The organism is Stratiformator vulcanicus (genome assembly GCF_007744515.1).
GTDB classification, from domain to species: domain Bacteria; phylum Planctomycetota; class Planctomycetia; order Planctomycetales; family Planctomycetaceae; genus Stratiformator; species Stratiformator vulcanicus.
In genome coordinates, this window is sequence record NZ_CP036268.1 from 4,159,710 (window position 1) to 4,182,515 (window position 22,806).

A 22,806-nucleotide genomic window follows, 5' to 3' on the forward strand; every position below is an offset into this window, starting at 1 on the left:
CCGACAACGCACAAACCGAGTCGAGGATCCAGTTGGTGCAGGCCAGTCGATCGCAACATGCCGAAGATGAAGCCGCAAAGCCCGGCGAGCAACGTCCCACCGAAGGCAGCGAGGGTCATCACGATGTAGGGTCGCAGGCCCGGTTGTTGTGCCATCGGTTGATTAACTTTGATTGCAATCTCGTCGGCGATTCGTCCGAGTGAGCCACGCTACTTTTCGTAATATATGGACATTGACGGTCGGAGTTTTCGAAGGCGCTCAACGCCGGCGGGCGTCATTGATGTCCCGACTAAGCCGAGATCGTCGATTGCTTGAACTTTCACCAGCGCTGGCACCGCTTCATCGCTAATGTGGGGCGTTTCAATAATGACACCTAGCGAATTTTTCTCGGGGAGCTGATTTAATGCGAGAAGCTCTTTGACGTTCGCATCCGACAACTCTGAATTGGAATCGAACGTTAGGACATACGCAATATGCCGATTGAGCGGAATCGGTTGGCGCAAAATCGACACACCGAGCGGTAGCAGCGGATCGAAAGCCGGTCTCGCTTCACGCCAACGCTGCGTGTCGACGAGTCGGACCGCGATCAAGAATCCACTGACGGCGATCACCGGTATCAGCAGCACGGTTGTAGTGATCGCTACGATACGCACGTTGGTATTGGGCGTCACCGCAGCGCCCTCACCCGCAGCGCCTTAAATTTCAGCAGCTTTACTCCGTATTGATTTTTAAACGAACCGAGGACGATGTCTCCTTCGGCGTAGCCGTCGAGTTCGTGCTCGCGGAGCACGACGGTTTCACCGATGCGGAGGGAGAGCTTGCCGTCCTTAACAATAATCCACATCGGCTGATCGCCACGGGGGCGGAACGAGTCGCTGTGTGTCTTAACGCCGAACTTGTCAGCCCGGCCGCCTCGGAGCGGATAGGTTCGCCAGTAATCGTTCTGCCGAAGGGAACTGTGTGAGAGGACGTGGCCCGCCTCGCCATCCGAGCCCATCATTAAGAACCAGCCGCCGGTGCCGTCGAAATTGGCGACGGCTTCGAGTGAGAAGTCCTCCGCTCGTCCGAGCTTGACCGCGGCGGCCTCACCGGATGTCTGTTGAAAAACACGTCCGCTTAAACCCCACTCGCCGTCCGCTTTATATTCGCCGATCACGTTCGGGTCGTTGTTCGGTCCGACGAATTTAAAGTCGGTCAACGATTCGAACGGCGACTGCCCCGGCTTCTGGCCGGCGGGCGGGGCGATGACGGTCCAGCGTCGCTCCAATTGCAACGGGTCGGGATCCGCCGCACCGGCCATCGGCAGCGCTGACACCAAGCCAAGTACCATAAAAAGTAGAATCGCGGCGGGCCGCTTCATGTTCGCACCTCATCAGTTTCTTCCGGCGGATTGGCTTTCGCCTCGGCAGCCGCGGCACCATCGGCGAGGTCTTTGGCAATCAGTCGTTTCATCGTGCCCGACATCAAAACGCCGATCGGGGAAAACAGCTTCGCGAAAAAAGTTTGTGCCTGCGTCGAGACGGTCGACGTCGCGCGCGACCCTCCGCCGTCTTCGGCGAACTCGAACTCGCACAAATACTCAGCCCCGCAACTGTACGACCGCAAGACATACCGCCGGGGCCGATCGAATTCGATCACTTCGAATTCTTCGGTCGCCTCTTTGCCGAACATCGTACGGGTCTCGCGAAACTTCGTCCCGACGCCGACCGGCTGGTCCGTCAACATCTCAAGCCGTTCGATCGCCTCGATGTATTCCGGGGAATTCTCGAAGTCACTGAACGTCTCAAAAGTGACGTCCGCCGGGGCGTTGACGAAGCGGTCGAGGGTGAATTTCATGGGGTTGCACACTTATATAAAGTAAATGAAGATCGAATCGTAGATAGACTTCGTCATTGAAGTTTATTTTAGTAGCCGACGAGTAATATTCCCTTGAGCGGCAACTGGAGGCGTTGGCTCGTGTACATTGTGTCGAAAAATCTTTCAACTGACTCAAAGTCTCTGTTCGAGCCGTACCAATTGCAGACGGCGATGGACAGAAACTCAACATCGTGCATCATGCAGGCTTGAAACAGGTCTTTTAAGAATTGATTGTTGACAACGCCGCGTCCAGCCTCAACCTCAATGACATAACCCTCCTTTTCGTGATAGGCGTCAGCATGAAATGACTTCTCTGGTTTTCCGTTTCGCCCAAAAAGAACGGGGACAGCGATTCTCTCCGAGGCCTTCTTTCCAGACTCAACCGTGAAGCCGACTTGCTCTAAGCCCGGCCGTAGCATTGCGAGCACTTCGTTACTGGACTTCCCAGAAACCCCTGACTCAATTGCGGTTTCCACATCTTCGAATACTTTCACAACTTGAAGCGACAGACTCGTCGGCTGGTCTGACTTAGGATAATATATCCAATTGATCATTTGATCCGCCCTATGTCAAAAGTGCTTTAAAAACATCGCAACACACCCCACATCCGCCTGTCCGACCGTCGCTGCGAATTGCTTCAGATACGTCGGGGCATCGCTGCCAAATTCCGGTGGCGACCATCGCTGTTGTCGTGCCGCTAAGTCTTCCGCATTGACCTCAAGCTCGACCGTCCCTTTCACTACATCGAACGTGATCGCATCGCCGTCTTCGATTAATGCGATCGGCCCACCCACGAGGGCTTCCGGGGCACAGTGAACGCCGATCGCACCGTGGCTGACTCCGCTGACACGGGCATCCGAAATTAATGCGACTTTGCCGTCGAGTTCTTTCGTAGAAAGGGCCGATGTCGCCACCAGCACCTCCGGCATTGCGGCGGCTTTCGGGCCGAGATAACGCAGGATGACAATCGTGCCGGGCGTGATCCTCTTCGCCTTAGCCGCTTCGACGATATCGCGCGGCTCGCTGAAACAAAGAGCCCGGCCGCGAAAGTGCGGGTCCTCCATGCTGCTGACCTTAAAAACAATGCCGTCCGGTGCGAGATTACCGAAGCAAATCGCGATGTCGGCTCGCTCCTTAAACGGTTGATCGATCGGTGCGATCAGGTCCTGATCAACCGGCACATCGACGATGTCGGCCAGATTCTCAGCGAGTGTCTGCCCGGTGACGGTCAGGCAATCGCCGTCGAGCAGTCCGGCTTTTAAGAAGTGCTTTAAGAGCAGGGGCGTTCCACCCAGTTTTTGGAGGTCGGCCATCGTCCTCACGCCCCGTGGAGCGAATGAGCATAGCACGGGTGTCTCGCGGCAAATCGCCTGCACGTCTCTTAAGGTGAAATCAACCTCGGCCTCTCGCGCCAGCGCGAGTAGGTGCAGCACGCCGTTGGAACTCCCTCCCGCCGCTGCGATGGTTCGCATCGCATTCGCGAACGCGGGTTTCGTCAAGATATCGCGCGGCCGGATATTTCGTTCGAGCAGCGTTCTAATGTAACCGCCGACGTGGCGACATTCGTCGCGCTTGTCTTGATCGACGGCCAAGTGCGATGAGCTATAAGGCGGCATCAGACCGATCGCCTCCATTGCGAGGCCCCACGTATTGAACGATGCCGCAATGCCGCATCCGCCGGGGCCGGGGCAGGATGTCTTTAAAATTTCATCCGCCTCCGCCTCTTCCATAGTCCCCGCGGCGACCGCGGCCTGACTGTCATAGACGTCGAGAATTGAAGTATCCCGACCGTTGTGGCACCCCGGCTTGATACTTCCGCCTGAGACGAGCAGCCCGGGGTAGTTCGTGCGGGCCAGTGCCATCGCAAAACCCGGGCCGTTTTTGTCGCAATGGTGCAGCCCGATGAGGGCGTCGTAGCAATGGGCGGTCGTGACCATCTCAGCCGAGTCGGCGATAACATTGCGGCTGACCAGACTCGCGCGGCCTCCCGCGTGACCCTGCGTGATGTTGTCGCTGACCCCCGGCGTGCCGAACGGAAAGCCGATCAGCCCGGCCTCGCCGCAGCCCTCGGCGATCAGCTTACCCAGTTCATACGCGTGGACATTGCACAGGTTCCCGTCGAGCAGCGGGACGCCGATCCCCACCTGCGGCCGATCGAAATCGGAATCGTCGAGTCCCAGGCCGTAATAGAACGCGGTGACCCCTTTTTGCCACCCGCGCGTGAGTTGTCGGCTGTTCCAGTTCAGTGGCGGTTCTGCGGGCATGATTTACGGTATGTTGAAGCAAATGAGCGGGAAGGGCGGCGGCAAGTTGACCTCGTCCGCCCCGAACGATTACAAGCCGAATCTGCACGTAGTGAAAGTCGACGCTCCCCGATTCTTCTCGAAACCGCCAATGAATGACGGTCGACCCGACAATGTGAGCCTGATCGGTATGCCCGGCTCGGGAAAGAGCACGGTCGGCCGCCCCCTCGCGGCGCGGCTGGGCTATCGATTCGTCGACACCGATGAGGTCATGGAAACCGGCGAAGGCATGCGGCTGAGCGAGATCATGGCCGCCCATTCACCGGCCGGATTCCTCGAAATCGAAGAGAATTATCTGCTGTCGCTGTCCGGCCCGCACGACGTGTTCTCGACCGGCGGTAGCGTCGTCTACCTCGACCGCGGCATGGCTCACCTGAAATCGCTCGGCCCGGTCATCTATCTCGACGTCCCGCTCGACGTGCTCAACCAACGACTCAGCGATCTCGAAGCCAGAGGCGTGGTCATCGCCCCCGGCAAATCGGTCGCCGACCTCGAAGCCGAACGCCGCCCCCTTTACGAGAAATGGGCCGACCTGACGATCCAATGCGGAGATCACCCGCCGGGCTGGGTCGCCGCTGAGATCGTGGGGTTGTTGGATGGGCGTATTTAAAATTTGAAATGTGCCTGATCGGTTGCGGGTTGGTCCAACGGGATCCTTTGACTCTGAATAAAGCCGCCACTGAATTTCGAATCCGAATTTACTGATGCGACTTGACAGTCTAAGTTTTCATGCAGGATACTTGTGTGCCCTCCTCGACTTCCTGCCGTTGACCCAATTAAGGGGCACGATAGATGGTTTGCAGCAGAGCCCACCGCGCCGTCGTAACTGCTGCGATTGGCTTAATTGCCTTTGTCGCGTCCGGCGAGTTGCTCGCCGGGGAAATGACGCGTCAACAACTGAGTTTCTTTGAATCGAAAATCCGCCCGGCTTTATTGAAGCACTGCGCCGATTGTCATTCGTCGGAGACGGAGACACTCGAAGGCAACTTTTCGATTGACACACGGGCCGCGGTGCGCTCCGGAGGTGATTCCGGAGCGGCCGTCGTTCCGGGGAAGCCCGACCAGAGTCTGCTGCTCGACGCGATAGCTTACGATGGGCTGTTCTACGATATGCCTCCCAGCGGCAAGCTGCCTGATGCGGTCATCGCCGATTTCCGCAAGTGGATTGAAATGGGTGCCCCCGACCCGCGGGACGGTGAGGCGAAAACGAAGTCGGGCGGGATCGACCTCGAAGCAGGCCGGAAGTTCTGGGCGTTTCAGCCGGTTGACCGGCCCACCACCCCTGACGTCGACGCGGAGGACTGGCCGCTCGACGAGATCGATCGCTTCATCCTTGCGAAGCAGGAGGCCGCGGGGCTCACGCCGGTGGCCGATGCGGACCGCCGAACTTGGCTGCGGCGGGTGACGCTCGATCTGACGGGCCTGACGCCGACGATCCCGGAGATCGAATCGTTCCTCCAAGACGAGAGCCCGCAAGCTTTCGATTGCGTCGTGGATCGCCTCCTGGCTTCGCAACAGTTCGGGGAGCGGTGGGGGCGGCATTGGCTCGATCTGGCCCGATACGCCGACTCGACCGGCACGGCACGATACATCGTCCTTGACGAAGCTTGGCGGTATCGCGACTACGTCATCGAGTCGTTCAACGACGACAAGCCTTATGACCAATTCGTCCGTGAGCAGATCGCCGGAGACATCCTGCCGAGTGATTCGACGGAACAGGGTGCCGAGCAGATCGTGGCGACCGGATTTCTGGCACTGGGGGCTTGGCCCGTTATCGCGAATGACATGAATCAACTGCGGGCCGACATCATCGATTTCCAAGTCGACAAGACCGGGCGGGCGATGATGGGCCTGACCCTCGGGTGTGCCCGCTGCCACGATCACAAATTCGATCCGATCCCGCAGGACGACTATTACGGCATTGCCGGGATTCTCAACAATACGATGACGTCCTCGGGCCGCATCGGAGCGACGTTCTTCTCCGAATGGATCGAACGCCAACTCCCCGAGACACCGCAGCAAGCCGCCGAACGTGAAAGTCGGGAAAAGGATTTCCAGCGTCAGCTCGGTGAACTGGAAAACCGCCGGTCGTCCCTCAAGGCAGAGCAGAAACGACTGGGAGCGCTTCGTCAGCAGCTTGAAAGCGGTGGGCCGGTCGAAGCCCCGCGATTCGGCCTCCCCATGACTGTCGCTCGCATCGCGCAACGACAGGCGGTGATCGGCGCCGAAATAAGCCGTATCAATGATGACCATCGCTATCTCCGGGAGACCCATTCCGAACCGGGGCCGCCGCGGGCGGTCGTGGTCCAGGACCGCTCCCCGTCAGAGATCGGCGACATGCAGATCACGGTGCGAGGAAACGCCCATCAACTCGGGAAGGCGGTACCGCGGGGGCTCATCACGGTCGCCTTGCAGAACGATCCGCCACAGATGCCGTCGACAAGCAGCGGACGCCTCGAATTGGCCGACTTCATCGCCTCACCGGACAACCCGCTGACGGCTCGGGTGATGGTCAATCGCATCTGGCATCACCTGATGGGCCGGGGGATCGTCGCTTCCGTTGATAATTTCGGTCTGAACGGTGATCGACCGACGCATCCGGAGCTGCTGGATTACCTGGCCGCGGAGTTCGTCGCCAACGATTGGTCCGTCAAATCGATCGTCCGGCAGGTCGCGCTCTCACGAACCTACCGCCTCAGCGCTGCCCCCGATGCCGCAGGTCTTGCCGTCGATCCGGATAACAAACTGCGTTGGCGGATGGACCGACGTCGGCTCGACGTCGACGCCATGCGGGATTCGATCTTGCAGATCAGCGGCCGACTCGACCCGACCTATCTCGGCAAGACTGCGATGACGCCGTACAACAAGATCAGCAGCCGAGCGGGCAATCGGAGGGATCAGATCAGTACCGCCGACGCCGAACCCAGCGAACGCATTCTGCGTCGCCGGACAGTCTACCTGCCTCTTTACCGTCGCGGCTTCCGGGGCGAAATGGAGATGTTGCCGGTGTTTGACTTCCCCGAATTGGGGATGGTCGTCGGCGATCGCAGTGAGACGATTGTCCCGACCCAGGCCCTGTACCTCCTGAACGGCCCCTTCATTCTCAAGCAGGCCCGCGCGACGGCGGAGACTCTTCTGAAGGACCGGTCCACCGTTAAGGAAAGAGTCGACACGCTCTACCAGGAAGCTTACGGCCGTCCTGCCACCGAAGAAGAAGTGGGCGACGCAAGAGACTTCCTGACGGAGCTTGCGACCTCCCTCGAGAATGCTGGTCGATTATCGGAGGAGGCCCGTCGCATCGCTTGGGCACGCCTCTGCCAGACGGTCTTCGCCAGCAACGAGTTCCTGTTCCGTGGCTAGCACTCCCTCCCGAGCTGTTTGAGCAACCCCCATTTCGAGTTCCCGCCATGCTCTGCCGTCATCGCCAAAACCTGTCGACGCGTCGTGAATGGTTGAAGACCGCCTCCTGCGGCTTCGGCGGGCTGGCCCTCGCCGGCCTGTTGGGACAGGAGCAGGCCAGCGGCGGCGCATCGGCTCACCCGCTGGCCGAGAAGCAGCCGCACTTCACACCAAAGGCGAAGCGAATCGTCTTCATCTTTCTGCAGGGCGGACCGTCGCAGGTCGACCTGTTCGACTACAAACCGGAACTTGTGAAACGGCACGGGGAGCAACCGCCGTTTGCGGCTGATTCGCGGTTTAAGCAGGTCGGGATGCAGAATACAAAGCTGCTGAAGCCCGTCACCAAGCTCAACCGCGTCGGCGAATCGGGCATGTGGATGTCGGAACAACTGCCCTATCTCGCGAAGCAGGCCGACAAGCTCTGCATGCTGAAGGCGTGCGAAACTGACACGCCGGCACATCCGACCGCGGTGCAGCAGATTCACACCGGCTCGCCCACGTTGGTGCGACCTTCCGCGGGAGCATGGATCAATTACGGCCTCGGTACCGAGAATCAAAATCTGCCCGGGTTCGTTACGATTCATCCGACCTCGGAGCAGGGCGGACCGCGCAACTACGGCGGCGCTTTCCTGCCGGCGGCCTATCAGGGCACGCCGGTCTTCGACGGAAAGATCGAGCACCTCGAAAGCCGCGGGTTACCTGCCGGGCTGCAGCAGCGGCAACTCGACTATCTGCTCAAGATGAATCGCGATCATCTCGGCTCTGCCGGTGGCGACGACGGGCTCGACGCGATGATCCGCTCGTACGAACTCGCCTTCCGCATGCAGGCCGAGGCGCCGGAGGTGCTTGATATTTCCAACGAATCGCAGGCGACGAAAAAGTTGTACGGCGTCGGCGAGAAAGGCACCGATGAGATGGGGCAGCGGATGCTCCTCGCCCGCCGGATGGTGGAAGCCGGTGTGCGGTTCGTGCAGGTAACCGATGCCGGTTGGGACCACCACGGCCGAATCGCTAAACAACTCCCGCAAAACTGCTACGGCATCGACCGGCCGATCGCCGGGTTCTTACAAGATCTGGAATCACGCGGGCTGCTGGAAGATACGCTCGTCTTGTGTTCCGGCGAGTTCGGCCGCACGCCGTTCGACCAAGACCTCTCCGGCGGCAAAGCGCCACCGAACAACTATGGTCGAGGGCACCACTCGCTGGCTTACGCCTGCTTCTTCGCGGGCGGCGGCGTGAAAGGCGACATGTCGTACGGCGTCACCGACGACTTCGGCTACCGCGGCGTCGCCGAGAAGGTCCACCTGCACGACATTCACGCCACGATGCTGCATCAGCTAGGTCTTGACCATGAGCGACTGACCTATCGCTACGCGGGGCGGGACTTCCGCCTAACTGACGTCTATGGCCGGGTAATTAAAGAAATTCTGGCTTGAGAGCCCGACGGGTGGCATGGCCACGGGACGTGGCCATGAGGGAGGGTTAGCCACGCAGTATCCGGGCTGCCAGACCATGGCTCCTCAACACACATGCCCACGTCCCGTGGGCGTGCCACCCTGCCTGTCCACACGCGATAGCCGGAATAAAAGGGGTCTTGGTCTTAGCCATTCAGCACCGGCGAAAGTCATCGCCATTCTTCTAATCAAGTTCTTTCAGACGTTCTCGATATCGTTTGATCTCGACTTTTCCACGGGCTTTTTCCTCGGGGGTTTCGTGGTAATCCATCATTTCAAGTTCAACATTTTAGTAGTCGGTGTAAAAACATCTCAAGAGTGCGAGTTTTAGTTCTGCATCGTTGCTGGCCCGGATGTGGCTCACCAAAGCGACATATTTTCTTTGGGTATCGAGTGATCGCTCGACACTCTCCTTCTCCCAGACCGAGTAAGTGTCTCCATCCCGAGCGGTTAAGTTTCCATTGTTCTCGACTCCTTTGGCCTTAGTGTTTTCCAATTCCCTAATTGCTTCGCGCCTTTCTGCGAGGTCTTCGTCGAGCATTGAGTTCAGTTTATCCATACTCGGCGCGGCACCGAGCGGGAAGCAAATACTGATCAACGGGAAAAGTCGATAACGCGTTGACATGAAGTCCCTCGGGAGCGTGGAGCGGTATTGGTTCACGATGACGAACAGCAGACCGACCTTTAATCATCCATCGGCGCGTTCGCTTGTTCAAGGGATTGCTCGCGTCTTCCCCAAGAACAGCCAAACAATTCAGATCAAGACCGAATGGCAAGCTTTTCCGCCGCCTTCGTTCTTCTTTCTTCACGCAGGTGGTAGGGAAGTCACACCTCCGGGCTACTCGCTTTTATCTTCTGTCTCCTGTCTCCCTTTCACACCGGTGGGCATAGCCCGGCCTACACGAAGCGGCAGCCGGGATTTTGTGACCTACCGTTGCTCGGTTATCCTCGCTGCCACTCTGCGCTGATTGAATCTCCATGAAATGATCCAATTATGCTGCGCGGGTAGGCCGGACGTAACCACCTCCGGGCGGCGAAGCCGCAAGAGGTTTGGTGTGGAGTTTCGTCGGCCAAGGAAACCCCGAAATTCGATTCGCGGCGGCTCCCGACGATCTGTCAGCCGACGTTGTTCATTGAGAACTCGACCTGCAACCTCTTGTCGCTAGGCGACCCGGAGGTGTGACCTCCGGGCTACCAACTTCCAACTTCTGTCTTCTAAGTACTGTCTTCTAGCTCCTGTCTCCCGCTTCCAGCGGCGGGCACAGCCCGCACTACATTGGGCGGCAGCCGGGATTTCGTGACCTATAGTTGCTCGGTTCCCCTTCGCTATCGATTCGCGCCGACCTGAATATTATGAACTGTTCCAATTGTGCTGCGCCGCTGGAATATCGCTCGGAAATCAATGGATTTGAGTGCCGGTTTTGCGGGTCGCTCCAGTTTACGGGGTCGCTCGAAGACGGTCCGGACGGGATCGTTCCGCTCGGCGCTGCGACCGACTACAACTGCCCACGAGGTTGCGGCACGTTGTCGTGCGGTTCGATTGATGAAATTAAAATTGTTTATTGCGAGGAATGCCGGGGCATCGGGTGTGATCGCGCCGCCTTCGCGCATCTTGTGCAGTCCCGGCGGGCGGCGTGGTCGGGCGGTGATACGATTCCGTCACCAATCGATCGAGACAGCCTCAGCGAGAGACGACCCTGCCCGCGGTGCGCCCTGACAATGGAGGTGCATCCCTATCACGGCCCCGGCAACGCGGTGATCGATTCGTGCGGACGCTGCGACCTTGTCTGGCTCGATAGCGGAGAGGTGTCGGCGATCGAGCGGGCGCCGGGTCGGCGCTAAAGATTTGTTGGCCCCGTGAAACCGTCGGCTGCGGCGACGGCATGTTCAAGCAGCATTTTAGGGACCGTGCCGGACCATTCGTCCGGCGGTGGCGTCGCGATCGTCAACGGTTCCTTCCGCGTCGGATGTTCGATGGTCAACGCGAGCGCATGCAGCGCTATCCAATGACCGAGTTCTGTCTTAGAGCCGTACTTCACGTCCCCCAGGATCGGCCAGCCGCGGGAAGCAAGTTGCACCCTGATTTGGTGCGAGCGACCGGTTTGCGGTTCGATCTCAAGTAAACTGTGGCTGCCCGCTGTCGCCACGACGCGGTAAGTCAATGCCGCCGACTTCGCCCCCGGTGCATTCGGCGAGACCGTTGAAACGAAGTTGCGTCCCGGATCTTTCCACAGGTGATCTCGCAGCACCGCCGAGGCGGAGGCGGGGACACCGCTGACGCAAGCGTAATATATTTTGCGGACCGTCCGCTCGCGGAACTGACTGCTGACCCGCCCGGCCGCCTTGCTGGTTCGAGCAAACAGGACGACCCCAGACACAGGACGATCTAAGCGATGAAGCACGCCTAAAAATGCCGTCCCGGGCTTTTGATATTTCTCGACGAGATAATCAACGACATCGTCATAGAGACTTCGGTCGCGTGTCTGGTCCCCGACGGTCAGCAAGCCCGCCGGCTTTCGACAGCCAATGAGGTGATTGTCTTCAAAGAGGGCGATCAATGAATCGCAGTCATCAGCCGAATTAACAAGACGGAATCATCTGTACTCAAGAAGTCGATCGATCTTACGACCAAACGCGAACGAGGCGTAGGAGAGTCGTTCCTTGGAACGCCGAATCAGCTTTTGTGGATCGTTCCCGGTCGTCGTCACCTGCATTGCCTCGGTCGCCGAACGCAAGGCATCCAAGATAAAGTAGCCGGGATCAAAGACTTGAGAGTGATAGACATCGGCGGCGATTCGGTCGCGACGGTCGACGAACTCAGACCTGAGACTTGCCCATTCCGGTGAATCAATTCCAACCGCCGCCGCCTGCTCCATCTCATCTAGCAGGATCACGGTTTGCTCATACGCCGAGCGATTGCTGGAGCGTCGATATTGGATCAGCGACCCCCAACCGGCAGCAGAGAGCGAGATGACAGCAACCGAGACCAGCAAGAACTGGACCGACCGGCGCTTCAATATCGGCTTACGAGCCCTCTCAGCCGGACCGTCGAAATCGCCTTCCGTGACACCATCGAAGAGTTCGTCGGCCGCCGAGCTGGCCTGCACGGTTTTTTTCCGCCTGGCGGCAAGTCGCTGTCGTTTCTTCTTCGCGGCATTGCGTTCCGCTTCTAAGGCAGCAGCCTTGGCATCTTCCTCGCGCCGTCGATCTCGATCCGTAAAATGCGAGGAAAACCGGGGCACCCGCTGGACGGCCAGCCACAGATCGGATTCCCGATCGCGCACGCGATCACCCGGTCCGAGTTTGCCTGAGAAGATCAGTCGATCGATCTCGTCAGAGTCGATCGGCCCGATCTGCCCTCCGTGGAATTGATAGTACCACTTGGTCGACATAGGAGGCAGGAATCGAATTGCGTCGGTTGGTGGGCTGGAAAGTATACCGATCCGGACGCAGACGAAAACGTACTTTGTCCCAGAACCTCGACCGAAAAACGATTATGAATTCTGTGTTAACACAAAGCTTCCATTCGCGATCGTGGATTCGTTGTTGAAACTCTCGTCGATTGGCACAATTTCGCGTGAAAGGAAATGCGTAAGGCTTTGTGACCGTGTTCGGTGTTTCTGTTTGTCGGGTCCCGATACGATCATGCAAACTGTCCCGCCAATCGAAGACAAGCCATCAATTTGAACGCCAATGCCTGACCGCCCGATCAAGAAGCTTCTGGTCGCCAATCGTGGCGAGATCGCCATCCGTATCTTCCGGACAGCCACAGAGTTGGGGCTCCGCACCGTTGCGATTTACGCGCACGAAGACCGCTTTGCGCTGCACCGCTTCAAAGCCGACGAGGCCTACGATGTCGGTCGGACTGGCGAGCCGCTGCGGGCCTACCTCGACATCCCCGCGATCATCGCCATCGCCAAAGAGTACGGGGTCGACGGCATCCACCCGGGATACGGCTTCCTCTCTGAGAACACGCAATTCGCGCAAGCATGTGCCGATGCCGGGATCACGTTCGTCGGTCCTTCTCCAAAAATTCTTGACTCACTCGGCGACAAGACTGCCGCGCGAGAGATCGCCAAGCAGTGCAATGTCCCGGTCCTCGAGGGCACGCCGGCCATTACCGACGCGAAAGCAGCCGCCGAAGCTGCCGCAAAACTCAGCTACCCGGTGATGCTCAAAGCCGCCCACGGCGGGGGTGGGCGGGGGATGCGAATCGTCCGCGATGAAGAAAGCCTCGAGGGCGAGTTTCAATCAGCCCAGCGCGAATCGCAGCAGGCCTTCGGCTCGCCCGACATCTTCATTGAGAAGTTCATCGAACGGGCCCGCCACATTGAGGTGCAAATTCTCGGTGACGAATTCGGCAGCCTCGTGCATCTCCACGAGCGCGACTGCTCCGTCCAACGTCGGCACCAGAAGGTGATCGAAATCGCCCCGGCTCCAAATCTGGACGACGGCGTCCGGCAGGGCCTGTTCGAAGCCGCCCTCGCCATCGGCAACCACGTCGGCTATTCGTGCGCCGGGACCGTCGAATTCCTCGTTGATGATGATACCGGCGAATTCTACTTCATTGAGGTCAACCCCCGGGTCCAGGTCGAGCACACCGTCACCGAGGAAGTCACCGGCTACGATATCGTTAAGTCACAGATCCTCGTCGCGCAGGGCCGTAAGCTCGATGATCCCGATATCGGCCTCGGTGATCAAAGCGTGATTAAGCCGATCGGGTTCGCGCTGCAGTGCCGCGTCACAACGGAAGACCCCGCCAACAACTTCATGCCCGACTACGGTCGCGTCAGCCACTACCGCTCCGCCGCGGGGATGGGCATTCGCCTTGATGCCGGCAGCGCCTTCTCCGGCGCAGTCGTCAATCCTTATTACGATTCGCTGTTGGTGAAGGTGACCGCACGTGGCCGCAGGTTCATCGATTCCGTCCATAAGATTACCCGCACGCTGCAAGAGTTCCGCATCCGCGGCGTGAAGTCGAACATTCCGTTTCTCTTAAAGGTTCTCGCGCACCCGACATTTCGCGACGGCAAATGCACGACGCGATTTATAGACGAAACGCCCGAGTTGTTCGTGTTCCCCGAACGACGGGACCGCGCGACGAAAGTTCTGACATTCCTCGGCGAGACGATCGTCAACGGCAACGAATTGGTGAAGGGTCGACCCGGCCCGAAGCGCCGCGAACCGGCTCACGTTCCGGAGTACGACACCCATCAGCCGATTCCATCCGGCTCGAAAGACAAGCTGAAAGAACTCGGCCCCGCGAAATTTGCCGAATGGATTAAGGATCAGAAACAGCTCTTAATTACCGACACGACGTTTCGCGATGCCCACCAGTCGCTGCTGGCGACGCGGATGCGTACGGTCGACATGCTCAACATCGCCGAGGCGTATTCCCGACTGCTGCCGAATCTCTTTTCGATCGAAATGTGGGGCGGGGCGACGTTCGACGTCAGCATGAGATTCTTAAAAGAGTCGCCGTGGCAGCGGCTGGCCGACTTCCGCGAGAAGTGCCCGAATATTTTAACGCAGATGCTGCTGCGAGCCTCGAACGCCGTCGGTTACACGAACTACCCGGACAACATCGTCAAGGAGTTCTGCAAGGAAGCTTCCGACTGCGGGATGGATATTTTCCGCATCTTCGACGCCCTGAACTGGCTCGACAATATGAAAGTCGCGATGGAGGCGGTGCTGGAAACCGACTCCCTCTGTGAAGCCTCCATCTGCTACACCGGCGACATCAGCGATCCCAAGCGGACGAAATATGACCTGAAGTATTACGTCAACTTGGCCAAAGAGTTGGAAAACATGGGAGCCCACATCCTCGCCATTAAAGATATGGCGGGGCTCTGCAAACCGGAGGCGGCCCGAACGTTGGTCAAGGCGCTTAAGGACGAGATCGGCATTCCGATCCACTTCCACACGCATGACACCGCCGGGATTCAAGCGGCCGCGATTCTTAACGGGGCAGGAGTCGATCTCGATATCGCCGACGCGGCCATGGCTCCGCTCTCCGGCGGCACCGCGCAGGTTAATCTAAATACGATCGCAACGTCTCTGCAGAACACGCCCCGCGATACCGGCCTCAACTCCGACTCGCTCGACGCTATCGCCGAGTATTGGCGAAACGTCCGGGAATTCTATACGCCGTTTGAAACCGATGTGCTGCCGGCGACGGGCGATCTCTACGACCATGAGATGCCGGGCGGGCAATACACGAACCTGTTCATGCAGGCTCGCTCCCTCGGCCTCGCCGATCGTTGGCCCGAAATCTGCCACACCTACGGCGAAGTCAATCGCATGTTCGGCGACATCGTGAAGGTGACCCCGACATCCAAAGCGGTCGGCGATATGGCCCTGTTCATGGTCTCCGGCGACCTCGCGAAGGAGGACATCTTAAACCCCGAGCGGGACCTGGCTTACCCTCAAAGCGTGATCGATCTCATCGGCGGCGCGATGGGCCAGCCGCCCGGGGGCTTCCCGCAGGAAATTAAGGATCGTGTCCTCGCCGGTCGGGAGGAATTTACCGAACGCCCCGGCAAAACGCTGCCCCCCGCCGACTTCGCCGCCGCGCGGGCCGATCTCACGCAGCAACTCGGCCACGAACCGAGCGATCGCGAGGTCCTCTCGCATCTGCTCTATACGAAGGTGTTTAAGGACTTCGCCGCGCATCAGGCCAAGTACAGCGACGTCAGCGGCTTGCCGACGCCGAACTTCTTCTACGGTCTAGAGCCGGGCGAGGAGATTGCGTTCGATATCGAAGAAGGCAAGCGGCTGTTTATTAAGTTCCTCGCCGTGGGCAACCCTCATCCCGACGGCACCCGCACCGTGTTCTTTGAATTAAACGGCCAACCCCGTGACGTCACGGTTGTCGACAAAAGCCTCGAACCCGAAACCGCCGCCGCGGTGAAGGCCGACCCGAGTAACCCCAACCACATCGCCGCCGGCATGCCCGGCATGGTGGTCACCGTCGCCATCCAACCGGGCGACAGCGTTAAGAAGGGCCAAAAGCTCCTCACGCTCGAAGCCATGAAAATGGAATCGACCGTCAACGCCGAGCAGGAAGGCAAAATCGCCGACGTGCTGGTGACAGCGGGCCGACAAGTCGAGACTGGGGATTTGCTGGTGGTGATGGAATAGGTCAGCAAGAACCGAAAGCGATATTCCTCAGCTCATCTGGATAGTCGAACCTAATTGCATTTGATTACGGCCATGAAATTCTTGCGAGGAATATTTCGGGTCACCCAAAAAAATAAATCGCTTTCCGTCCCACTTCTGGAGGATCTGTTTTTTAGAGATCCGTCACAACCACGCATTAATCTTCAGGCAAAATCCGTAAGGGAATCGATCGCAGCATTAGACAGCGGGACGGCCATCGAATGGCTTGAGACGCGAATCTCATCCCCCATCACCCGAGAATGGGGTGAGGCACTGTATTTGTTAAACCCTGACTGGGTGGATATTGATCGCTGGCTCCGCCGAAGCAAGCTTCATGCTTTGGCAGCTGCCGATGCCTTACTGTTCTATGCTCGGCAGTACTCGTCGGTTGACGGCCGTGAGCCTCATCTGCCGGTCGGGGCCGCCCCGAGCACAATTAACGAAACACTGAACGTCGTATTAGTTCATTATGGCAATCCACGGCTCCGCGACGCAGCAATGAGAATCCGGCACGTGTGGCCCGAAGGGACGCCAGTTCGCCATACAGTCGAAATACCTGCTTTCTTGGATTCCGCTGCTCAATCGATCTTCGAGAGTCGATCTGAATTGGTCGAAGAATGGCGGGTGAAAATGGTGACAGGCATAGAACCGCCCACATCCGTGAACCAAATGTGGTCGCTTTTGCTTGAAGTCGCGGCGGAACATGAAATCGTGGCGATTGTGGATTGGTCTGAGTTCCCTGAACTGATCGTCGGCGAGATATGCTCGATACGATCCGCTGATATGTTTTCGCTCAACTGGCAGGACTACGCCAATCATCACGGTGATATTCGGGAATTATTCGAGCGTATCGGAGCTGACTGCAAGCAGGAAGGCCGGTTGCTCGTTTCTTTGAACACCGGCGGGGATGAGTTTGCTCTTATATATCTTGCGCCTAAAGATTCGGACGAGCTTGAATCACTCCTGAATTCTGTACTTGACGATCGCCCAACGGTCGAACGTTTCGGTGTGTGAGCAAAGGCGGATTTCGCCTGGGTGAAGAGATGAAACCCGAACTATTCCGTCCCGGTTTTCGACTTACGCCGGGGGACACGATCTTTATCGCGTTGGTCGGCATCGGTTCCGCGGCAATGTGGCCCTATGACGCGAAGTTAGCCGGGCTTCTGGTCCTCCCCTGCGTGCAATTCTTCCTCTATTGTAATGTGTTCCGAATCCGCCGAGCGCCGGAATTGATCTGGGCCGCCGCCTACCTCGCCGTTGCAGGATGGGCTTATGCTGTCGATGCCCCGCTGTGGATCCCCACCACTTCGTTGTTGATCCTCGGGGGTATTCTGATCGCTGTGGAGATGACGCATCGAAGCTACCACGGTGTATTCTGGCAACGGATCAACCCGGCGCTACCGGAGTGGTACGCGGCCCAACACAGCGACTTATAATCGCCCATCCAGAAGGGTCTATTCGCACAAATGGCCGGAGCAATCTGATGCCTGATGACATTTCGCGGGTGGTCGCGGCCCTCTATTATTTCCGCTTTTGCGGCGCTTCTCCTCAAGTGATTGATAACTTTGCTACGAACCGTTTCAGCGGCGAATGGAAACCTGCCTTCACATATGCTGCGCTGACACGTTTGCAAAGTGATGGCTTCGCAGAGAAGCGAGGTTCGTTCTGGTATCTTACAAAAGATCAACTCAAGCTTGCCAAAGGAGGTTTTCAGAAACCGGACTTTGAGCACGCCGACGTTGCTTTGGCGATGACTATCGCAGGCACCGAAGGGAAAAAATCCCTCACCTCTATTCTCAACGGAATTGACTTCATCGAGCGATATATCCTCAGCTTCGACGAGCTCTATCGAGGACTGAACAGATTGCACGCGGCGAAACTCATCGGCTATCGTTCCCGTAGCTTTTTCGCTACGGACCGCTGCATGTCTCTACTCAAAGAGGCTAAGAACCACTCGCATTCGATGCATGGACACCTCGAATCACTTGAACGATTAATTCAATGCCCATGCTGCGGCCCGAAGTTGCGAAGAGTGACATGGCGCATTGCCATCTCGGAAGAGGACTACTTAGAGGCCGTTGATGCGTATTGTGGAGACAGATGACGATTTCCAGAGTTGCGATGGCGGGACAACGGCGGGTGGCTGGGGACGGTCTCGAAGAGCCGCCCCCAGCGAGCGCGGAGTTGAGTCGGAACCTGAAGCATGTCCGCCCCCCCGGTACAACTGGGGGCGGGCGGGCTTTGCGATGGGCGATCGACTACCGGAGGCAGACCAGCGATTAGAACGCGCCCGTCCCCAGCCACCCCGAGTTGACACTAGAACTGCCCAGTTCCGTTTTATGCTACCCCTAAAATAATAATGACTCACACTAACCTCGTCTTAAAATCTTCTAATATCATCTTCGCTATAGCATCGGTTTCCGCGCTACTGGGTTGCGTACTCGATCATGGCAGCGGAGCGGCGTCGAAAGGCGATCTTGCGGAAGAATTGCGATATGTCGAGGAGGGGGCGATTTATAGCGATTGCATAGAAAAGATGAAGCTCAGCGGCTTTGACCTCGAAGAGCACATCGAAGGGGAGCAGAAAACTGCGGTTTTGACACGAACGCAGAGGGTTTCTTTAACGATTAAGGTTTGGCACTGCGTCAAAATCCGTGCCACTAATAATTCCATCGAGAGTGTCGATTTTGATGTCAACCACATTGGCCTTTGAGGGTAGCTACGCCAGTTGAGAAATTAGAAAGCGGACCGCCTCTACTTTTGACGATCCGCTTTTGTCGGGCCGGACGTCCCGAACCTAGCCGCGGAAGAGGCGGGGGAGGACTTTGTCGCTGTCGGCGAAGCGGTCGGCTTCGATTCCGGCGTTGCGGAGGATGCCGAGCCAGAGGTTCGACAGCGGGGTTTGCTCCGACTCGTAAACGTAGTGCTCGCCCTGATTGAGGCCGCCGCCGCCGTGACCGGCGACCAGCGTCGGGGTGTTGCGAAGGTAGTGGCCGTGGACGATTCCGCCGCCGTAGGTGATCGTGGTGTGATCGAACACGGAGGAGCCGTCGACTTCTTGAATCCCTTTTAACTGGTCGATCAGGTAGGCGAGCAGTTCAATTTGCGTGGTCGTGCGGGCGATCGATGCCTCATACGGCTTGCTATTCTTGCCGCAGTGGGTCGTCTCGTGCCCGGTCACTTTATAGCCGAGTTCGGCGATCAGGCCTTCGAGCGGTTGTCGATAGGTGATGACTCGCGTCAGGTCGGCCTTAATCGCTGCGACAATCAGGTCGTACATCATTTTAATTTCGGCGGTGCCCGATAACTTATTTTCGGGAGGAGCGAGATCGGTCTTCGGCTTGGGCTCTTCGAGCCACGCTTCGGACTTATTGAGCCGAGTCTCGATGTCACGCACCGATTGAAAATACTCCTCGACCTTTTCACGGTCGGTTTTTGAGATACTCCGGTGCATCGATTTTGCGTCCGACATCAGGACGTCCAGCACGCTGCGGTCCTGGCTGAGCAGGTACTTCCGCTCTTCGAGTGAGACTTCTTCGGCCCCGAACAGCCGATTATAGAGGGCCAGGGGACTTGTCTCACCAGCGACGGTGTTCCCGGTATAAGCCCATGACAGCGACAGCCCCGGGCCGCAGCCGTTGTTGTCTTTACCGGCCAACTCGAGCGATTGGAACCGAGTGTTTTCCCCGAGTTTGCGGGCCGCCACCTGATCGACCGAAACGGTGTTCTTAACCGACGATCCATTGCTGCTGACAACGCTGGCACTGGTCAGCCACGTCGTGCAGCCCCAGTGAGCCTGCGTCGCATTCTTGTTCGAGAGATTGCTCAGGACCGAGAAGTTTTTGCGGTGCCGCTCGAGCGGCTTCAAACACTGCGGCAGCTCATAGTCGGGCCCCGCTTCGGTCGGGAACCATTCGTCCTTGGGCACGCCGAACGGATAGCTCAAGAAAATTAACCGTTGTGACGGCTTTGCGCCCGGTGCCGCCGAAGCCATCGACTCCAATGCCGGCAGGCACAGCGTCGCGCCCACGCCGCGGAGCATTGTGCGTCGTGAGATTGAATTTTTAATAAGCATCTTGAACTCACTTCGAGTGGAAGGATTCGGATTGAATGATTTCGTGCAGCAGCGTTCTTGTGCCGTAGCCCGCGTCAGCGACCTTCGACACGATCGCCTCGACTTTGTCCTGATCGCTGAAACTGATCGATCGCCCGATGCCGTAGGTCATCACGGCTTCGGTCAGGCCTCTGAGATGAGCATCACGGTGATCCAGCAACTCACGCTTCATTTCGGTATGGTTGGCGAATTCGGTCTTGCCGTCCGGCATCAGGCCGGCGGTCTCAATTTGGAAGTCGGCACCTCCGTCGGCGGACGGGACCGTCTTGCGCCACTTTCCGACCGGGTCGAAGTTCTCCAGTGCGAATCCGAGCGGATCGATCCGTCGGTGACACGACATGCACTGCGAAGTATTCATATGCACGGCCAGCGTCTCACGAATCGGCTTGTCGCCTAACTCATCTTCATTGAGCATCGGCACATTGGCCGGTGCCGGCGGGGGAGGGCGATCCAGCAGTTTCCGCAGCACATACGCGCCCCGCTCGACCGGCGATGTTCGATCTCCGGTCCCGGTGAGCGTCAGGATCGCCGATTGCCCCAAGAGACCGCCACGGGGCGAACCGGGTTTTAGATTCACGCGGCGGAAGTCATCACCACGCACATCGGGAATACCGTAGAAGTCCGCCATCAGGCCGTTGACCACGACGAAATCGGAATCGATCGCATTCCACGTCGGCAAGTCTTCCGCGACGAGGTGTCGGAAGAACGCGAACACCTCTCGCTTCGACGCGTTCTGGATCGCGAGTTCATACTCGTCTGACAACGTGCCTTCCGGATTGACGAGGTCCAGCCGATCCAGCTCGAGGAATTGAGTCAGGAAGTTCTCATAGAAAAAATGTGATCGTTCGGAATCGAGCATCCGATCAACCTGCCGTCGCAGTCCTTCCGGTGTGTCCAACTCGCCCGACTCGGCGGCTTGATATAATTCGACATCGGGCGAACTGCTCCAAAGAAAATAGGAGAGTCGAATCGCCAGTTCGCGACTCGTCAATTGCCGCGGACTTCCGGAATTGTTGGGCTCATAGAGAAACAAGAATCGTGGTGAGGCCAGCAGGACCTTCATCGCATCCTGCATGGCCGGATAGACCTCGGCTCCTCGATCGCGAGACGAGCGGTAGATCGCCATCACGCGGTCGATGTATTGCGGATCAGGCTCTTCATGTCGAAACAGTTCGTACGCCACCCGCTCGATCACGTTCCGAACGCTTTCGTCGGAAGCCGCGCGGTAATGCACCCGAAGGTCTTCCTCGACAATCGCCGGCTCGAATCGCGGAAACGGCCCTTCGACTTCGACCCAGTCGATCCAGATACTCGGCTGCGTATCGCCGCAGAGCCGGTTGAGGTCCTTGCCGCGAAACGCGAAATAGGCCTCTTTCACGCCCTTGTACTTCTTGAGCACTTCATGGCGAGGCGTCAGGCGACTCAGGCGGAAGTAGTTGTCGACGATCCCGTCCGCTTCGACCTCGAACTCGATTATCTGCGGCTCCGCGACCGAACCCAGCACCTGATAGGCCTCGGCCGAGTTCACCACTGCGCCCGAGCGGTCGCCACGCGTCACTTTTAAGAATAGTCCGTTGACAGGTTCTTCCGCGTCGGCCCCGCAGCGGACGCGAATGAGATATCGACCGCTGCGAGCTCGCCGTGGAAACGACTCGGCGAGGATGGAGGGGATGATCCCTTCCGACGGAATGATTGCTCCGGTCTCGGAATGCGGCTTCGCCAAGTATGCATCGGTGATCCGCTTTTCTTCGGAGCGGATTTTCAACCGCACGCTCTGATCGCCCGCGCGGCGTCGCTTTCCGCTTTTGACCTCCGCCAGAATCTCTTGCGCCTTCTTAAACTCGCCCCTGATCTTCGGCAGCCGTTTATTGACTTCTTCGAGGGTAAACTTCTCTACCTCGTGCCGTTTGACCGACGCCTCGACGGGGCGGCGTCGGCGATCGAGCGCACGCTTGAAGACACTCTCGCCGAGCCCGAGGTAGCGTTCCAGATGGAGCGACGAGAAGGAATGGGCCTGCCCCAGCGTGTCGAATCCACTGACCTTTTCGTCTTCGGGAAGCACGCCGACGTTGACTTCCAACCCCATCGCCGCCCCGATCGAGTTTTCGTACTCGCGGCGGTTGAGCCTTCGGATCACCACCCGTCCACCGGTATCAGCGAGCACCTCGCGAGCCTTCAACAGGTCAGATGTGAGGGTTTCGAGCAGATCGGCCAGTTCCTTATCGCCCGGCTGCGGCTCGTCTTCGGGGGGCATCTGATCAAGGTTGAGGACATCCAGAATGTCCTGCCACTGCAGGGCCTTGGCCTCATCGGTAATGACCGTGGGGAGCGTGTCGAACCGCAGCGAAGCATTCTGATCGGTCGGACCATGACACCTGACGCAGTGCTGCTTCAGGAACTTGGTCACGTCGGGACTGATGGTCGCATCGGTTGCCCGCACATCTGCCCCACCGGTCAGAATGAGACCCCAGACCAGCGAGGAAATGATGATCAAATTGCGGGGCGGGAGGGGTGCAGGCAT

19 protein-coding genes are annotated in these 22,806 nt (G+C 58.2%); 9 read left to right on the forward strand and 10 right to left on the reverse strand.

Translation table 11 applies throughout. The features are described 5' to 3' along the window. Positions 1 to 209 precede the first annotated feature (209 nt). The 5 genes from Pan189_RS16545 to ilvD form a co-directional block, all read right to left on the reverse strand. Complete coding sequence (locus Pan189_RS16545) at positions 210 to 671, reverse strand: hypothetical protein (protein ID WP_145365153.1); 462 nt, start codon at positions 669 to 671, stop codon at positions 210 to 212. Continuing rightward, the gene (locus Pan189_RS16550; RefSeq protein WP_145365155.1) at positions 668 to 1,360 is read right to left on the reverse strand and encodes a hypothetical protein; all 693 of its coding nucleotides are present in this window, start codon (positions 1,358 to 1,360) and stop codon (positions 668 to 670) included. Before Pan189_RS16550 ends, Pan189_RS16545 begins: the two co-directional genes overlap by 4 nt. Further along, the gene (locus Pan189_RS16555; protein WP_145365157.1) at positions 1,357 to 1,836 is read right to left on the reverse strand and encodes an SRPBCC family protein; all 480 of its coding nucleotides are present in this window, start codon (positions 1,834 to 1,836) and stop codon (positions 1,357 to 1,359) included. Before Pan189_RS16555 ends, Pan189_RS16550 begins: the two co-directional genes overlap by 4 nt. A gap of 68 nt (positions 1,837 to 1,904) precedes the next feature. Beyond that, positions 1,905 to 2,411, reverse strand: coding sequence for a hypothetical protein (locus Pan189_RS16560; RefSeq protein WP_145365158.1), 507 nt, complete (start codon positions 2,409 to 2,411; stop codon positions 1,905 to 1,907). Positions 2,412 to 2,426: 15 nt separating this feature from the next. Further along, positions 2,427 to 4,121: a dihydroxy-acid dehydratase gene (gene ilvD, locus Pan189_RS16565; protein WP_145365160.1), complete on the reverse strand. Its 1,695-nt coding sequence runs from the start codon at positions 4,119 to 4,121 to the stop codon at positions 2,427 to 2,429. A gap of 10 nt (positions 4,122 to 4,131) precedes the next feature. Between ilvD and Pan189_RS16570 the strand changes: the two genes are divergently transcribed. The 3 genes from Pan189_RS16570 to Pan189_RS16580 all read left to right on the forward strand — a co-directional run bounded on the left by Pan189_RS16570 (position 4,132) and on the right by Pan189_RS16580 (position 8,995). Continuing rightward, entirely contained in the window at positions 4,132 to 4,770 is a 639-nt protein-coding gene (locus tag Pan189_RS16570; RefSeq protein WP_310820650.1) for a shikimate kinase, read from the forward strand. Between the two features lie 182 nt (positions 4,771 to 4,952). Beyond that, positions 4,953 to 7,520 carry a PSD1 and planctomycete cytochrome C domain-containing protein gene (locus Pan189_RS16575; RefSeq protein WP_145365162.1) on the forward strand — a complete coding sequence of 856 codons (2,568 nt, stop codon included), beginning with the start codon at positions 4,953 to 4,955 and terminating at the stop codon, positions 7,518 to 7,520. 47 nt (positions 7,521 to 7,567) lie between these two features. Then, positions 7,568 to 8,995, forward strand: coding sequence for a DUF1501 domain-containing protein (locus tag Pan189_RS16580; RefSeq protein ID WP_145365164.1), 1,428 nt, complete (start codon positions 7,568 to 7,570; stop codon positions 8,993 to 8,995). A 307-nt stretch (positions 8,996 to 9,302) separates the two neighbouring features. On the opposite strand, the gene Pan189_RS16585 is transcribed toward Pan189_RS16580, so the two are convergent. Next, entirely contained in the window at positions 9,303 to 9,638 is a 336-nt protein-coding gene (locus Pan189_RS16585) for a hypothetical protein (RefSeq protein WP_145365166.1), read from the reverse strand. A gap of 728 nt (positions 9,639 to 10,366) precedes the next feature. On the opposite strand from Pan189_RS16585, the gene Pan189_RS16590 reads away from it, so the two are divergent. Next, positions 10,367 to 10,855: a TFIIB-type zinc ribbon-containing protein gene (locus tag Pan189_RS16590; protein ID WP_145365168.1), complete on the forward strand. Its 489-nt coding sequence runs from the start codon at positions 10,367 to 10,369 to the stop codon at positions 10,853 to 10,855. Here Pan189_RS16590 and Pan189_RS16595 read toward each other — a convergent pair. Further along, on the reverse strand, positions 10,852 to 11,571 hold the full coding sequence (locus Pan189_RS16595) for an RluA family pseudouridine synthase (RefSeq protein WP_145365170.1): 720 nt from the start codon (positions 11,569 to 11,571) through the stop codon (positions 10,852 to 10,854). The two genes, Pan189_RS16590 and Pan189_RS16595, sit on opposite strands and share 4 nt — an antisense overlap. Before the next feature lie 36 nt (positions 11,572 to 11,607). Next, complete coding sequence (locus Pan189_RS16600; RefSeq protein ID WP_145365172.1) at positions 11,608 to 12,405, reverse strand: GYF domain-containing protein; 798 nt, start codon at positions 12,403 to 12,405, stop codon at positions 11,608 to 11,610. Between the two features lie 301 nt (positions 12,406 to 12,706). Between Pan189_RS16600 and Pan189_RS16605 the strand changes: the two genes are divergently transcribed. The 5 genes from Pan189_RS16605 (at position 12,707) to Pan189_RS16625 (ending at position 18,884) form a co-directional block, all read left to right on the forward strand. Continuing rightward, entirely contained in the window at positions 12,707 to 16,153 is a 3,447-nt protein-coding gene (locus Pan189_RS16605; protein WP_145365174.1) for a pyruvate carboxylase, read from the forward strand. 72 nt (positions 16,154 to 16,225) lie between these two features. Further along, positions 16,226 to 17,185, forward strand: coding sequence for a DUF6630 family protein (locus tag Pan189_RS16610; protein ID WP_145365176.1), 960 nt, complete (start codon positions 16,226 to 16,228; stop codon positions 17,183 to 17,185). A 29-nt stretch (positions 17,186 to 17,214) separates the two neighbouring features. Further along, entirely contained in the window at positions 17,215 to 17,607 is a 393-nt protein-coding gene (locus Pan189_RS16615; protein WP_145365178.1) for a hypothetical protein, read from the forward strand. A gap of 47 nt (positions 17,608 to 17,654) precedes the next feature. Then, positions 17,655 to 18,275, forward strand: a complete 621-nt coding sequence (locus tag Pan189_RS16620) for a hypothetical protein (RefSeq protein WP_145365180.1) — start codon at positions 17,655 to 17,657, stop codon at positions 18,273 to 18,275. Between the two features lie 255 nt (positions 18,276 to 18,530). Continuing rightward, positions 18,531 to 18,884: a hypothetical protein gene (locus Pan189_RS16625; RefSeq protein ID WP_145365182.1), complete on the forward strand. Its 354-nt coding sequence runs from the start codon at positions 18,531 to 18,533 to the stop codon at positions 18,882 to 18,884. Between the two features lie 84 nt (positions 18,885 to 18,968). Here the strand turns inward: Pan189_RS16625 and Pan189_RS16630 are convergent, their stop codons facing one another. Both Pan189_RS16630 and Pan189_RS16635 read right to left on the reverse strand, forming a co-directional pair. After that, positions 18,969 to 20,246, reverse strand: a complete 1,278-nt coding sequence (locus Pan189_RS16630) for a DUF1552 domain-containing protein (protein ID WP_145365184.1) — start codon at positions 20,244 to 20,246, stop codon at positions 18,969 to 18,971. Positions 20,247 to 20,253: 7 nt separating this feature from the next. Further along, positions 20,254 to 22,806, reverse strand: a complete 2,553-nt coding sequence (locus Pan189_RS16635) for a DUF1592 domain-containing protein (protein WP_145365186.1) — start codon at positions 22,804 to 22,806, stop codon at positions 20,254 to 20,256.

What these genes read in the sequence shown, in the direction of transcription:
- Pan189_RS16550 (WP_145365155.1), bottom strand. Translation starts at nt 1,360, where the DNA reads ATGAAGCGGCCCGCCGCGATTCTACTTTTTATGGTACTTGGCTTGGTG.
- Pan189_RS16555 (WP_145365157.1), bottom strand. Translation starts at nt 1,836, where the DNA reads ATGAAATTCACCCTCGACCGCTTCGTCAACGCCCCGGCGGACGTCACT.
- Pan189_RS16560 (WP_145365158.1), bottom strand. Translation starts at nt 2,411, where the DNA reads ATGATCAATTGGATATATTATCCTAAGTCAGACCAGCCGACGAGTCTG.
- ilvD (WP_145365160.1), bottom strand. Translation starts at nt 4,121, where the DNA reads ATGCCCGCAGAACCGCCACTGAACTGGAACAGCCGACAACTCACGCGC.
- Pan189_RS16570 (WP_310820650.1), top strand. Translation starts at nt 4,132, where the DNA reads ATGTTGAAGCAAATGAGCGGGAAGGGCGGCGGCAAGTTGACCTCGTCC.
- Pan189_RS16575 (WP_145365162.1), top strand. Translation starts at nt 4,953, where the DNA reads ATGGTTTGCAGCAGAGCCCACCGCGCCGTCGTAACTGCTGCGATTGGC.
- Pan189_RS16580 (WP_145365164.1), top strand. Translation starts at nt 7,568, where the DNA reads ATGCTCTGCCGTCATCGCCAAAACCTGTCGACGCGTCGTGAATGGTTG.
- Pan189_RS16585 (WP_145365166.1), bottom strand. Translation starts at nt 9,638, where the DNA reads ATGTCAACGCGTTATCGACTTTTCCCGTTGATCAGTATTTGCTTCCCG.
- Pan189_RS16590 (WP_145365168.1), top strand. Translation starts at nt 10,367, where the DNA reads ATGAACTGTTCCAATTGTGCTGCGCCGCTGGAATATCGCTCGGAAATC.
- Pan189_RS16600 (WP_145365172.1), bottom strand. Translation starts at nt 12,405, where the DNA reads ATGTCGACCAAGTGGTACTATCAATTCCACGGAGGGCAGATCGGGCCG.
- Pan189_RS16605 (WP_145365174.1), top strand. Translation starts at nt 12,707, where the DNA reads ATGCCTGACCGCCCGATCAAGAAGCTTCTGGTCGCCAATCGTGGCGAG.
- Pan189_RS16610 (WP_145365176.1), top strand. Translation starts at nt 16,226, where the DNA reads ATGAAATTCTTGCGAGGAATATTTCGGGTCACCCAAAAAAATAAATCG.
- Pan189_RS16615 (WP_145365178.1), top strand. Translation starts at nt 17,215, where the DNA reads ATGAAACCCGAACTATTCCGTCCCGGTTTTCGACTTACGCCGGGGGAC.
- Pan189_RS16620 (WP_145365180.1), top strand. Translation starts at nt 17,655, where the DNA reads ATGCCTGATGACATTTCGCGGGTGGTCGCGGCCCTCTATTATTTCCGC.
- Pan189_RS16625 (WP_145365182.1), top strand. Translation starts at nt 18,531, where the DNA reads ATGACTCACACTAACCTCGTCTTAAAATCTTCTAATATCATCTTCGCT.
- Pan189_RS16630 (WP_145365184.1), bottom strand. Translation starts at nt 20,246, where the DNA reads ATGCTTATTAAAAATTCAATCTCACGACGCACAATGCTCCGCGGCGTG.
- Pan189_RS16635 (WP_145365186.1), bottom strand. Translation starts at nt 22,806, where the DNA reads ATGCCTGCACCCCTCCCGCCCCGCAATTTGATCATCATTTCCTCGCTG.